Consider the following 13,473-nt stretch of genomic DNA (forward strand, 5'->3'; position numbering starts at 1 on the left):
TCAATATATAATAAAAGCATATTAGAGCCGGTAGCTCAGCCTGGTAGAGCAACGGACTTTTAATCCGTGGGTCGAGGGTTCAAATCCCTCCCGGCTCACTTTAAGTGAGCTTCTCTTTACCTTTACCCTTCATTATTCTTACTCTAGGTCTTGCTATGGCTAAATCCCCTTCCTCTACGTTTTTGTTTATTACTGAACCACCTGCTATGTAGGAATAGCTACCAAGCTGTATGGGGGCTATTATTAGAGAATTGCTACCTATAAAGACGTTTTCTCCCACGTAGCTTTGGTGTTTTCTTTTTCCATCGTAATTAGCAAATACCACACCCGCACCCACGTTGGTGCGATTTCCAATGGTTGCATCGCCTATGTAAGCAAGATGCTTAGCATTCACATGATTCCCTATGTTTGATGCTTTGACTTCTACAAAATTCCCTATGTGGGACTCTTCACCTATAACTGATTGGTTTCTTATGTGTGCAAAGGGACCCACCACCGCCCTACTTTTTACGTGCGAATCTCTTACTATACTGTATGGCTCCACTATTACACCCTCTTCAAGAGTAGAATTTTGTATAATACTTCCCCTTCCTACTCGGACTCCTTTTCCTATCCTGCTGTTTCCTATTATGGCAACCCCCGGTTCTATCTCCACGTCGCTTTCTAGCTTTGCGTCTGGCTCTATCCAAACTGTTTCCGGCTGATGGATAGTATTGCCCTCCTTTGCTAACTTTTCCAGTATTCTCAGCCTTATTACATTTTCTGCTATGGCAAGCTCCCAACGGTTATTAACACCCATAACCTCCACTTGCTCTTCCGCCATAAAGCTTCTGACTATGTACCCCCTTTTACTCATTAGATTTATAGCTTCAGTTAAATAAAGCTCCCCGCTCGCTGGACTTGGTTTTAATGAAAAAATAACGCTCAGCAAGTGTGGGCTATAAAAAAGATAGACTCCCCCGTTTATTTCCTTTATCTGCTTTTCTTCAAAAGATGCATCCTTTTCTTCCACGATTTTTATCACATTACCCTGGTCATCCTTTACTATCCTTCCGTATCCAGTCGGATCTGGAAGGAAACTGGAAAGAATAAGAGCGCTTAGTTTTACATTTTCATATTCTTCTACCAGATGTATGTATCTTTGCATGTTTTTTATAGTTTGAGTTTTTACCAGTGGCGTGTCTCCGTTGATTACAAGAAGGTAATCCTGATAGTCTCTCCAAAAATCTATAGCCGAGATAACCGCATCCGCCGTCCCCCCCTTAGGATTTTTCTGATAAAAAAACAACACATTTTCTTTTTCTTCAAAGACTTTCTTAACTTCCTCGGCCTGATGTCCTACCACTACCGCTATATCTCTTATGTTAAGTTCTCTAACTATCTGATAAACATACCAGACCATAGGCTTATTCATTATGGTGTGCAATACCTTCGCCTTTTCACTCCTAAACCTGGTTCCTAAACCTGCTGCAAGTATTAAAGCTCTCATGAGGAATTATTATAACCTTCTATCTCTCCTTTGTTAGCGGCTTAGTTTAAACCTGACAATCTTGAAATAAAACCGAATATAGAAAAGGCAGAAAGCTAAGAAAGATAAAATTAAAATAGCTGTATTTTTCCAAAAAAGAAGGGCGGGGATGGATGCCATTATCTGAAAGCCCCAGAGGTAGGGAGAAGTAAGGGAATTCCTTATAACATGAGGGGTCGTTTTGTATTTTTTTCTGATGATTCTTCTGTAAATTAGCGTATGCAAATGAATAGCATCTGGATCAAATGGGCTGAGTTCTCTTAAAAACTTTCTTCTATAGATGGAAAATATTGTCTCAAATACCGGATAAGCCAGAAGCATAAGCACAAACCATGGAGAAACTTCGGGATGCCGCTTTACCAGAAGCACACCCACCAAACCCGCCAAAAAGCCTATAAAATAACTTCCACCGTCTCCTAAGAAGATCTTGCCAAAGGGAAAGTTAAGAAGGAAAAAACCAAAAATAGCGGATGCCATGACAAGGCTAAAGTAAAGTAAAAATTCATCCTGCAAAACAAAGCTCACATAAGCGTATGAGAAAAATATAATTATTGCCACACCCCCGGCCAGACCATTAAATCCGTCTATTATGTTCATAGCGTTTGCCATACCTGCCAAGGCAAAAGCTGTAAAGAACAAAGAAAAGGCACTGTAAGTCAAAATGTGGTCAAAACAAGGTATATCTATTCTTTCTATCCTGGCGGACAGAAACACCACTGCTAAAATACCGGAGAGAAAGGCAAAAAGTAATCTTATCTTCGGACTTACCCTTTTAGTTATATCTTCCAAAAGTCCGGCGGTAAAAACAGGTAAAGAAATCATACAGATAACTAAAAACTCCTTTCCAAAGGGCTTTCCAAAGAGTTTCATCAATGAACCGGTTAGAAAAAGGGATACAAACAAAGCTACCCCGCCTATCCTAGGAGTTGGATCCCGATGAAACTTTTGGACACCCTCTTGTTTGTCAACAAAAAGCCCATGCTTGAAAACTACAAAAAAATAGCTAACTATAAAGCTAGTCAAAAAAGCTGCTATTAGATACTTCACTCTTAGTAAATTTTAAAGTTTTATTTTCGCATAAAATAGTAGCTTGTCCTATGAACCCGCAGATTATTGTAGAAAGTGTAAGCTCAATCCTGAAGGGCAAGGAGGATGTGGTCCTTAAGTCTTTGGTGTGTTTTCTTTCTGGTGGTCATCTGCTTTTGGAAGACGTGCCTGGTGTTGGTAAAACTACCTTAGCTCTCTCCTTATCAAAAGTTTTGGGTCTGTCCTTTGCCCGTGTGCAATTTACCAGCGACCTTCTGCCTTCGGACATACTGGGCGTTAGTATATACGACCAAGCCAAAAAGTCCTTTGTCTTTAAACAGGGGCCCATATTCCACAACATAATTTTGGCAGATGAGATAAACAGAGCCACTCCAAAAACCCAAAGCGCACTCTTGGAAGCTATGGCAGAAGGGAAGGTTACAGTGGACGGCATAACCTACGAGCTTCCCAAGCCCTTCTTTGTTATAGCAACTCAGAACCCGTTGGAGCAATACGGAACCTTCCCACTGCCAGAATCCCAGTTAGACAGGTTTAGCATGAGGATTTCCATCGGTTATCCAGACAAAGAAACGGAAGTAAGCATTCTCAGAGGAGAAAATCCTTTGGAAAAGATTGATAAGCTAACTACTTTGGTAAAGCCTCATGAAATACTGTCTACCATACAACAGATAAGTAGGTTTTACGTGTCTCCTGATATAGCAAAATTTGTGGTTGAAATAGTGTCAAGGACTAGGAATCATCCAGATATCATTCTGGGAGTATCTACGAGGGGTGCTATGCACCTTATAAACTGCGCAAAAGCCCTTGCTTACTGCAGGGGTAGGGATTTTGTAGTTCCAGAAGACGTAAAAGACCTAGCTCCTTACTGTTTGGTCCATAGAATGGTCCTGAGGGATGGGGTGGACGGGCAGGCTTTAATAAAATCCATACTGGAGGAGGTGCCATCTCCCTGATAAAGCTTGCAGTTCTACAGTGGCGTATAGCCTTTGGTAAAGTAGAAGAGAACAAGAAGAAGCTTTTGAGCTTTATAGAGCCTTTGGAAGATGCCCTGGTTGTTCTTCCAGAGATGTTTCTCTGCGGTTTTGACTACGAAAGACTAAGAGAACATGCAAAGCCCTGCAGGGAAGTTTTAGAAGAGCTAAAGGAAATATCCCAAAGTAAAAAGCTCACATTGGTAGGGACCTATCCAGAAGAGAGAAGCGGAAAATTTTACAATACCGCCTTTGTTATATCCGACGGCAAGCTTGTAGGAAAGAGGGATAAGATAAAGCTCTTTCCCATATACAAGGAAGGTGAACACTTTAGCGCGGGTGAAGGAAATCCTGTTTTTGAGACAAGACACGGAAGGTTAGGAATCCTTATATGCTTTGAGCTCAGGTTTGCAAGCCTGGGATGGGAACTAAGAAAAAAGAACGTAGAGATTATCGCAGTCCCATCCATGTGGGGTATAAAAAGAAAGGATCATTTGAAGGTTCTCTCAAGAGCGAGAGCTGTGGAGCTTCAGAGCTTTTTAATGCTTTCCAACGCTTGGGGGGAGACTGGAGGGGAAGATTACGCAGGTTGTTCAGCCATATATGACCCTTGGGGCGAGATTCTCTCTTTTTCAGAAAGTGGAGAGTGCCTCCTTTTAATTCAAGCGGATACAAAAAAGGTTGAGGTGGTGAGAAGGACAATTCCTGTTATAGATGATTAAAATCATATTGTACTTGAGAATAATTTGCATATAATAATAAATAACAAAAACCTAAAAGGAGGTGTGAAGATGTTGCAGGTAGGTAAGAAAGTGCCAAATTTTGAGCTGGAGGTGTATTATCCAGCGACCAAAAGCTTTGGTAAGGTCTCGTTGGAGGATTACATGAAAGAGAGGCGTTGGGTTATCCTCTTTTTCTACCCAGCAGATTTTACCTTTGTCTGTCCTACTGAACTAGCAGATCTGGCTGAATATTACGACGAGCTGGTTAAATTAGGAGCGGAAGTTATATCTGTATCCACGGACACTAAGTATACTCACTTAGCATGGCAGACAACGGAAAAGTTGTTGGAAAGGGTGCGCTATCCGATGGGTGCGGATCCCACTGGTAAAGTATCGAGGCTTTTTGGTGTTTACGATGAAGATACAGGTTTAGCCCTAAGAGGAACCTTTATCATAAACCCAGAGGGTTTACTTGTTGGTTCGGAGATAAACTACTACAATGTAGGAAGGAATGCCCAGGAGCTTGTGAGGAAGATGAAAGCTAACGTTTATCTGATGAGCCATCCAGATGAAGCTTGCCCTGCCAAGTGGGAGGAGGGCGAAAGGACCTTAAAGCCCTCTGCAGAATTGGTAGGAAGGGTATACGAAGCACTCAAAGTCTGATTATATTTAATAACTCTGGAGGAAGAAGATGGAGCTCACGCTTAACTTCAACACGGATGAAATATACGATGTTATTATCATAGGTGCCGGTCCTGCCGGCTCCTCCGCTGCTATTTACACCGCAAGGGCAGGGCTTTCTACCATTGTGCTATACAGAGCTGAAGCAGACGGTGCCCTTGGAGTAACACAGCAGATAGAAAACTACCCAGGCATAAGAGGTCCCATATCGGGCTATGAGCTCTTAAAGCTGATGAGGAATCATGCAAAGGACTTTGGAGCTAAATTTGTGAGAGGCAAGGTTATAGCTACAGACCTCTTAGGAGATATCAAAAGAGTTTATACCATAGATGGACGGGAATTTAAGGGTAGAGCAGTTATCATAGCCTCAGGTGCCATGGAGAGAACTAGCAAATACAAGGGGGAAGAAGAGTTTTTAGGTAAAGGTGTGTCTTACTGCGGGGTGTGTGATGCAGCTTTTTTTAAAGGAAAGCCAGTAGCTGTTGTTGGAGAGGATGATTATGCCTTAGAAGAGACGGAGTTCATAAGTAGGTTTGCGAGTAAGATATATTTGGTTGTTCCCTCGTCCAGAATAAAGGCTCCACCGGAGATGGTAGAGGAAATAAAAGCCCATCCTAAGGTGGAAATTCTTACTCACCACAGGGTAGTCCAAATAGTGGGTACATCCTTTGTGGAAGGGTTGGACGTGCAGAGCATAGAAACAAAAGAAAAGAAGCGCTTAGAGGTAGACGGTGTGTTCATTTTCTTGGGTGGAAACAAACCTTCCGTAGATTTTCTGATGAACCAGGTGGAAATGACCGATGGGCACTGTATAGTGGTAAATGAGGAGATGATGACCTCAGTTCCAGGCGTGTTTGCCGCGGGGGACGTGCTATGCACAAACATAAAGCAGGCTGTTATAGCTGCAGCGGATGGTGTAAAGGCTGCTCTGGCGGTGGACAAATATCTCAACAAAAAGTCTAAGATTACTGCCCAATGGTGAATGTTCGTTAAACAGCTTCCAGAAGATGTAAGAGCTAAGATCTCGGCAGGTGAGGTAATAGAAAGTCCATTAGATTGTGTGAAAGAGCTTTTAGAAAATTCGCTTGACGCTAAAGCGAGCAGAGTAGATATAGAAATAATCAAAGGTGGAAAAAGGTATATATCGGTGAGGGATGACGGCTTAGGGATCCATCCAGAAGATCTCCCTAAGGTTATCCTGCCTTTTACTACCAGTAAGCTTGAGAGATTTGAAGATCTGATGCACATAAGCACTTACGGCTTTAGGGGAGAGGCTCTTTATTCTATAGCTCAGGTTAGCAAACTAATCATAAACTCTAAGTTCTACAGAGAGGAGAAAGGCTATGAGATGAGGGTAGAAGGGGGCAAGGTTATTTCCATTAAGGAAAAGGGTATGCCCGTGGGGACAAAAGTGGAAGTTTATGAACTTTTTTACAATCTACCCGCGCGTCAGAGGTTTTTAAAAAAGGAGGATACAGAAAAGGCAAGGATATTACGTTATGTTAGAGATTATGCCGCCGCTAAACCAGAGGTAGCTTTCAGGATGGTAAGCGATGGGAAGGAAATCCTAAACCTTCCACCAGCAAAGGATAATAAAGAGCGCCTGGAAGATTTGTACGATACAAAGTTTGAAGAGCGAGAGCTTGAAAGAGATGGTATAAGGGTACGCGTGCTTGTTTCTCTCTCCCAGAGGAGGGGAGAGACAAAGCTTTTTATCAACTCAAGACCTGTCCAAAACAGAAGTCTTTTGGAATACCTGAAAAGAGCCGTAGGAAACAAAAGGATTGCCTTTTGCTTTTTGGAACTGCCTCCGTTCATGCTGGATATAAACGTCCATCCAAAGAAAGCAGATGTGCGCCTAATTCAAGAAGGAAAGGTAAAAGAGCTTTTGGGTGAGCTTTTAAAAAAGCAAAGTGTCTATATACCTTCCCTTGCACAAGAGAAATATGAATACCGTACCGAGCCTGAGCTGGTGGGTATAATAGAAGACACCATACTGGTGGTAAAGTGGATGGAAAGCCTATACTTCATAGATCAACATCTTTTGGCTGAGAGGATAAACTACGAGATGGGTTTTTCTTCGGACAAAGCTTGCAAAACTGCAATAAAAGCGGGAGAAAAGCTCTCTCACGCTCAAATCAACAGTTTGCTAAAAAAGTGGGTAGAGCTTAACAATCCACACACCTGTCCCCACGGTAGACCTCTATACTACAGAATACCGCTTAAAGAGATCTACCAGCAGATAGGAAGGACCTGGTGATGCTTGCAAAGAGGATCATTCCGTGCTTAGACGTGGATAGGGGAAGGGTGGTAAAGGGTGTGAAGTTTCAGAATCTCAGAGATGCGGGAGATCCGGTGGAAGTAGCAAAGAGCTATGAAGATCAGGGAGCTGACGAGTTGGTCTTTTTGGATATAAGTGCCTCCGCAGAGGGAAGGAAGATCTTAATAGACGTAGTAAAAAGCGTTGCGGAAACTGTCTTTATGCCCTTTACTGTTGGAGGAGGAATAGCCTCTTTGGAGGACATAAGAAAGCTTTTGGAGGCTGGTGCGGACAAAATATCCATCAACACCTCTGCGGTTAAGAATCCACAGCTTATTTACGAAGCTGCAAAAAGGTTTGGCTCTCAGTGTATAGTAGTGGCTATAGATGCTAAAAGGTCTGGCAAAGGATGGGAGGTCTATATTCATGGAGGAAGAACACCCACGGGTTTGGATGCGGTAGAGTGGGCAAAGAGGGTAGAAAGCTTGGGTGCGGGTGAAATTCTGCTAACTTCTATGGATGCGGACGGGACCAAAAAAGGTTATGATATAGAGCTTAACAGAGCTGTGGCTGAGGCTGTAAGAATACCCGTGATAGCTTCTGGGGGTGCGGGTAGTATGGAGCATTTTTACGAGGTGTTTTCCCAATCTAAGGTAGATGCTGCCCTCGCAGCATCGCTGTTTCACTTCAAGGAGGTGAGCATTCCAGAGCTAAAAATTTACCTCAAAAACAGAGGAATAAACATAAGGATTTGCCATGTTTGAGCCCAAAACTCCTTTTCTTGCGGTGGACGGAATTGTTAGGCTTTGGGATGGCAAAAGGTTTAAAGGTATAGTTCTTATAGAGAGACACTACGAGCCCTACGGCTTTGCCCTTCCCGGTGGTTTTGTAGAAGTAGGAGAGAGGGTAGAGGATGCAGTGCTAAGGGAAGTAAAGGAAGAGACAGGTTTGGATGCAAAGATAGTAAAACTTCTTGGAGTTTACTCTGAACCAGACAGAGACCCCCGCTTTCACGTGGTTTCTGTGGTCTTTGTTTTGGATGCAGAGGGAACGCCAAAAGCTGGAGATGATGCAAAGAGTGTTTTTATATCCTCTTTAGAGCAAATACCTTTTGATAAAATGGTCTTTGACCACGCAAAAATACTTGGGGATTATCTGAGATGTTTGTAGAGGAACCAGTTCCAGAGGAAATAAAGCAAAAGGTTTTGGAAAAAATATCCAATAAAAGGCTTGGAGAAGAAGCTTTTAAATACATAAAGTTAGTAAGAAGAGAAGATGGAAGTCTTTGGGTAAAGGAAGAGCTACCCGACACAAACAATCACGCCTTGATGTTTATGGTTCTGGCATGTGTAAACTACACGCAAAGGATCTTAAGGGGAGAGGATATAGAGTAGGCATGGTATAATACCTAAATCCAGACCTCGGGAAGGATGTGGAGCATGTGGAGGGTTGTTATCTTAGTTCTATGTATTATTATGTTTCAGGGATTATCTATAGCAAGTTCAAAAGCTCATACGAAGAAACAGAGAGTAGAGACCGTCAAAAAGAAAGGAGCTAAAAAGAGTGTTATATCAAAATCGGTAAGCATAGAGAGTATTTCTGCCAAATACGGGGAAGGAAAAACGTTCCAAGCTGATCCAGATGGTATAAGACTAACTGCAATGAGTTTTTATAGCACACCTTATAGGTTCGGAGGTACTAGCCCCAATGGTCTTGACTGTTCCGCTTTTGTGCAAAAAGTATTTAGAGCAAACGGTATTTATCTGCCAAGGGACTCAAGAAGCCAAGCAAGGTATGGATACAAAGTGAGCCTATCAGAGCTCAAGCCCGGGGATCTCCTGTTTTTTAAGACGTATAGAAACGATATCTCACACGTTGGGATATACATAGGGGATGGTAAAATGATCCATGCCACTACAAGAGGTGGGGAAGTTCTAATAAGTAGAATAAATGATCCCTATTACAGAAAGAGATTTGTCTTTGCAAAGAGAATCATAGAATATGGGGAAAAGCCAGAGGAAGATATAATCTATAAGATTATTGTGGAAAGTTTGGAAAGGGGGACGGATTAAAAAGCTTCTTTGACGTGATCTTTTCTTTAAGGTCCGCAAGTATAAGAAGGGCTTTAAGGGGGGTGATGTTGGCTATGTCTAATTTTTCTATGTTTTCCACAAGCTCTTTGTAGATTGTTTCCTCTTCCAATCTTTTTGAGTTTTCATAAACCTTCTCCAAAATGGGTAAGCTTTCGTCAAAGCTTGACAGGATTTCATAACCTCTCGTGATGATTTCTTCTGGAAGCCCTGCCATCTTTGCCACGTATATTCCAAAACTGCCCTTTGCGCTTCCCTCCTTTAAGGTGTATAAAAAGTTTATCTCCTGCTCTCCTTCGGAAACAGCCATGTGGTAGTTTTTTATCTGCGGAAAATCTTCTTCCAAACTGGTTAGCTCCAAGTAATGTGTTGCTACCAAGGTCCGAGCTTTTATTTTCTTGGCTATATATTCAATGATCGCCCTTGATATGGCTATACCATCGTAAGTAGATGTGCCTCTTCCCACTTCATCCAAGATGATAAGGCTTCTCTCGTCTGCAGAGTTCAAAATGGCAGAAACTTCCATCATCTCGTTCATGAAGGTGGACACTCCCAAAGCCAATACGTCTCCTGAGCCAATCCTTGCGTGGATAGAAGACACCAAACCTATGCGTGCGCTTTTGCACGGAAGGAAAGAACCCATGTGAGTAAGAAGAACAAGAACGGCCACCTGCCTTATGTAGCTTGACTTTCCTGCCATGTTTGGTCCGGTGATTATGTGTATAAGGTTTTGCTCATCCATGTAAGTGCTATTTGGCACGTATTCTTTACTAAACTGTTCTATAACTGGATGCCTTCCTTCCTTTATGTAAATTATCTTTTCCTTAGAGAGCTCTGGTTTTTTCCAACCTTTCTCCAAAGCTATCTGTGCCAAACTTTGAACATAATCAACCTCTGCAATATGCTGGGCGTTTTTGTGGATTCTGTGTATGCTGCTTAAGACTCTTTCCCTTAACTCCAAAAAGAGCTCATACTCTATCTCGTTTGCCCTTGTCGCAGCGGATAAGATTTTCTCCTCTAACCTCTGAAGCTCGTCTGTAGTAAATCTTTCTGAGTTGGAAAGAGTTTGTCTGCGCTTAAAGTAGTTTGGCACATATCTCAGGTTTGGCTTTGTCACCTCTATGTAATAACCCATAACTCTGTTGTATCCGACCTTTAGGCTTTGTATGCCTGTTTCTTTTCTCAATCTTTCTTCGTATTCTCTCAAAATCGTTTCTGTTTTATCCCTTAATTTTCTCAGCTCGTCTAACTGTGGATGAACACCTTCCTTTATAAGCCCACCTTCCTTTAGGTGTATGGGCGGATCATCCACTAAGGTCCTTTCTATGTCTTGGTAGATGTCGTCCAGGTCCTCCAAGCTGTAAAAGAGATCTTTTAGAAGTTCTGACTGGGAGTGTTCTAAAAGGTCCTTTATTTCCTGCAAAAGGAAGAGTGCCTTTTTAAGCAGTGCAAATTCCCTTGGAGTAGCCACATTTCCGCTGATGCGGGAAGCAAGCCTTTCTAAATCTGGCATGTTTTCAAGCTTGGATCTTATACTCTTTAAAAGCTCTCTGTTTTGCAACAGCTCTTCAACTGCCTGTTGAACTTTTCTTATGTCTTCTTCCCTGAGAAAGGGATGAGTTATCCTAAACCTCAGGCGCCTTCTTCCCATACCGGTAAGGGTCCTGTTTATAACGCCAAAAAGGGATAGGTCTTCCCTCCCTTCGTAGCTTTCCAAAAGTTCAAGTCCTCTTCTGGTGCGATAGTCTATGGCAACATAGCCCTCTCCTGCATACGGTTTAGGCTTTTGCACATAGGGGGTAAACCCCTTCTGCGTTCTTTTCAGATAAAGATAAGCCACACCGCAAGGTATTAAAAATTCTTCCTCTTCAAAACCCAAACCTGACCAGTGGAAGATGTTAAAGTCTTTCTTTAGAAGTTCAAGACCTTCTTGGACGTCTTCTTCGGTATAAGGAGTAAAAAAACTTTTTAGAACCTTCTGTGCGCTATCGTCAAACTTTTCGTGGGTCAAAATCTCCTTTGGCTGAAACTTCAAAAGGAATTCCAAGTAGTTGTCCCTGTTGAACCTTCCTGCCAAAAATTCACCGGTGGATGGACTAAGGTAAGAGCAATAAACCTTATACCCTTTTCGGTATACGCAAGCCAAACCTGTAAGCTCCTTTTCAAAGTATGTGCCGGGCGTTAGCACCCTTACGACGTCCCTCTTTACCACTCCCTTAGCTTGCGATGGGTCCTCTAACTGTTCGCATATGGCCACCTTGTACCCACGGCTTACCAACTTTGATATGTAAGACTGGGATGAGTGGTAAGGCACTCCGCACATGGGGATCCTCTCTTTCCCTTTCCCAGCAGGTCTAGAAGTTAGCACAAGTCCAAGCTCCTTAGAGCCTACCACCGCATCCTCGTAAAACAGCTCGTAAAAATCCCCAAGGCGAAAAAAAAGCAAACAGTCCGCATACTGTCTTTTTAGCGCATGATACTGAGAGAGCATTGGAGTTAGGTCTTCACTTTGCGTATTCCACATGTCTGGTCTCCCTAATCACCACCACCTTTATCTGACCTGGAAATTCAAGCTCTTCCTCTATTTTCCTGGCTATATCCTTTGATAGTTGATAGGCTTCTTCGTCGTTTATTTCTTCAGGACTCACAAAGACTCTAACCTCTCTTCCTGCCTGAACCGCATAAGCGTTTGCCACACCTTTGAAGGACTTTACAATCTGCTCCAGCTTTTCCAGTCTCTTGAGATAAGCCTCTAAGGTTTCTCTCCTTGCGCCAGGTCTTGCGGCGGACAGGGCATCTGCAGCGCAAACAAGAGCTACCTCTGGATATCTGACCGGTTCCTCGTTGTGGTGTGCTTTTATAGCATTCAAAACCGGGTCTGGTTCTCCGTATCTTTTGCACAGCTCTATGCCTATGTCTGTGTGAGAGCCTCCAAGCTCGTGGGATATGGCTTTGCCAATGTCGTGAAGAAGCCCAGCCCTCCTTGCCATCTTAGCATCCAAACCAAGCTCTTCTGCCAGCAGTCCTGCAATGTACGCCACTTCCTTTGAGTGTAAAAGCACGTTCTGAGAGTAGCTTGTCCTATAGTAAAGTTTTCCTATATAGTAATAAAGCCCTGGGTTTATGTCGTATAGACCAAGCTCCATACATGCTTCCTCTCCTGTCTTCTTTATCTTCTCGTCTATTTCCTTTTTAACTTCGTTCACTATCTCCTCTATCCTGGCAGGATGGATTCTACCATCTTCTATAAGTTTCTCCAAAGCCTCCTTTGCTATTTCTCTTCTAAGTGGATCAAAGGAGGATATGGTAACTATATCGGGCGTGTCGTCAATGATTAGGTCCACACCTGTTAGAAGTTCAAAGGTCCTTATATTCCTACCTTCCCTTCCTATTATTCTTCCCTTAAAGTCGTTGGAAGGAAGCTCCACTGCGGTGGTTGTGTAGTTTATAGCTATCTCCGATGCCAACCTTTGGATGGCGGTAGTTATTATCCTCTTTGCGCGCAGTTCTGCCATTTCTCTTGCTTCATCTTCTATCTTTTTGGCTATCCTTATAGCTTCTATCCTTGCCGACTCCTCTGCCCTCCTTAGCACTTCCGCTCTAGCTTCCTCCAAAGTCATACTTGCTATTCTTTGAAGTTCAAGCAATTGTTTATCTTTTAGCCTTTGGACCTCCTCTTCCAATTCTTGAATTTCTTCGATCCTGCTTTCCAAATCCCTTTGTACCCTTTCTAAATGCCTTTCTAAATCTCTTAATTCTTTCTCCCTTTTGTATAACTCCTCCTCTCTTCTTTCAAGAGCTTCAAACCTCCTTTCTATAAACTGCTCTTTTTGAACCAAAGACTGCTCCCTATGATTTAAAGCTTGCTCTACACTTCTCAATCTCTGTTCAATCTCCTGTTCTCTTTTATCAAGTTCTAAGCGTTTTTGAGCCAACATTTGCTCAATTTCCTTCTTCTTCTCCTCCGCTTCCTGCCTGGTTCTTTGAGCTTCCTCCCTCGCAATACTTATAATCCTTTCATATTCCCTTTGGGCATTTTCTAATAGCTTTTGCACCTCCTCCGATTGTATTGGCACTTGTGTAGGTGTTTTTCTGAAAAGGAGAAAACCTACACCTATTCCTACAGCCAATACCACCAAACCCAAAACTGCAATCAGAACAATTTCGCTCATCT

General features: G+C 42.6%; 13 protein-coding genes and 1 tRNA gene. 10 read left to right on the top strand and 4 right to left on the bottom strand.

All coding sequences use genetic code 11. The annotated features are described in order from the left end of the window. The first annotated feature begins 24 nt into the window (after positions 1–24). Positions 25–98, top strand: a tRNA-Lys gene (locus tag V7P40_RS02930). Between the two features lie 2 nt (positions 99–100). Here the strand turns inward: V7P40_RS02930 and glmU are convergent. Both glmU and V7P40_RS02940 read right to left on the bottom strand, forming a co-directional pair. Next, positions 101–1,489 carry a bifunctional UDP-N-acetylglucosamine diphosphorylase/glucosamine-1-phosphate N-acetyltransferase GlmU gene (gene glmU / locus V7P40_RS02935; RefSeq protein ID WP_333784480.1) on the bottom strand — a complete coding sequence of 463 codons (1,389 nt, stop codon included), beginning with the start codon at positions 1,487–1,489 and terminating at the stop codon, positions 101–103. A 33-nt stretch (positions 1,490–1,522) separates the two neighbouring features. Further along, the gene (locus V7P40_RS02940; RefSeq protein ID WP_333784481.1) at positions 1,523–2,575 is read right to left on the bottom strand and encodes a glycosyltransferase; all 1,053 of its coding nucleotides are present in this window, start codon (positions 2,573–2,575) and stop codon (positions 1,523–1,525) included. Positions 2,576–2,625: 50 nt separating this feature from the next. Here V7P40_RS02940 and V7P40_RS02945 point away from each other — a divergent pair, with 50 nt between their 5' ends. The 9 genes from V7P40_RS02945 (at position 2,626) to V7P40_RS02985 (ending at position 9,281) form a co-directional block, all read left to right on the top strand. Next, the gene (locus V7P40_RS02945) at positions 2,626–3,528 is read left to right on the top strand and encodes a MoxR family ATPase (protein ID WP_333784482.1); all 903 of its coding nucleotides are present in this window, start codon (positions 2,626–2,628) and stop codon (positions 3,526–3,528) included. Next, a complete protein-coding gene (locus tag V7P40_RS02950; RefSeq protein WP_333784525.1) occupies positions 3,528–4,268 on the top strand; it encodes a nitrilase-related carbon-nitrogen hydrolase in 741 nt (246 codons plus the stop codon). The genes V7P40_RS02945 and V7P40_RS02950 overlap by 1 nt, the downstream gene beginning before the upstream one ends. Before the next feature lie 69 nt (positions 4,269–4,337). Then, positions 4,338–4,931, top strand: coding sequence for a peroxiredoxin (locus V7P40_RS02955; protein WP_333784483.1), 594 nt, complete (start codon positions 4,338–4,340; stop codon positions 4,929–4,931). A gap of 28 nt (positions 4,932–4,959) precedes the next feature. After that, entirely contained in the window at positions 4,960–5,931 is a 972-nt protein-coding gene (gene trxB / locus V7P40_RS02960) for a thioredoxin-disulfide reductase (RefSeq protein WP_333784484.1), read from the top strand. Then, entirely contained in the window at positions 5,932–7,209 is a 1,278-nt protein-coding gene (gene mutL, locus V7P40_RS02965) for a DNA mismatch repair endonuclease MutL (RefSeq protein WP_333784485.1), read from the top strand. It abuts the gene before it with no gap. Further along, positions 7,209–7,973 carry an imidazole glycerol phosphate synthase subunit HisF gene (gene hisF / locus V7P40_RS02970; RefSeq protein ID WP_333784526.1) on the top strand — a complete coding sequence of 255 codons (765 nt, stop codon included), beginning with the start codon at positions 7,209–7,211 and terminating at the stop codon, positions 7,971–7,973. The genes mutL and hisF overlap by 1 nt, the downstream gene beginning before the upstream one ends. Continuing rightward, on the top strand, positions 7,966–8,379 hold the full coding sequence (locus tag V7P40_RS02975) for an NUDIX hydrolase (RefSeq protein ID WP_333784486.1): 414 nt from the start codon (positions 7,966–7,968) through the stop codon (positions 8,377–8,379). The genes hisF and V7P40_RS02975 overlap by 8 nt, the downstream gene beginning before the upstream one ends. Next, complete coding sequence (locus V7P40_RS02980; protein WP_333784487.1) at positions 8,370–8,603, top strand: hypothetical protein; 234 nt, start codon at positions 8,370–8,372, stop codon at positions 8,601–8,603. The genes V7P40_RS02975 and V7P40_RS02980 overlap by 10 nt, the downstream gene beginning before the upstream one ends. A gap of 45 nt (positions 8,604–8,648) precedes the next feature. After that, positions 8,649–9,281: a C40 family peptidase gene (locus tag V7P40_RS02985; RefSeq protein WP_333784488.1), complete on the top strand. Its 633-nt coding sequence runs from the start codon at positions 8,649–8,651 to the stop codon at positions 9,279–9,281. Here the strand turns inward: V7P40_RS02985 and mutS are convergent. Next, the gene (gene mutS, locus V7P40_RS02990; protein ID WP_333784489.1) at positions 9,247–11,823 is read right to left on the bottom strand and encodes a DNA mismatch repair protein MutS; all 2,577 of its coding nucleotides are present in this window, start codon (positions 11,821–11,823) and stop codon (positions 9,247–9,249) included. The genes V7P40_RS02985 and mutS overlap by 35 nt on opposite strands. After that, positions 11,804–13,471, bottom strand: coding sequence for a ribonuclease Y (rny, locus tag V7P40_RS02995; RefSeq protein ID WP_333784490.1), 1,668 nt, complete (start codon positions 13,469–13,471; stop codon positions 11,804–11,806). The genes mutS and rny overlap by 20 nt, the downstream gene beginning before the upstream one ends. Positions 13,472–13,473: the final 2 nt, after the last annotated feature.

Origin of the sequence: Thermocrinis sp. (genome assembly GCF_036781485.1) — a bacterium.
Taxonomy (GTDB): domain Bacteria; phylum Aquificota; class Aquificia; order Aquificales; family Aquificaceae; genus Thermocrinis.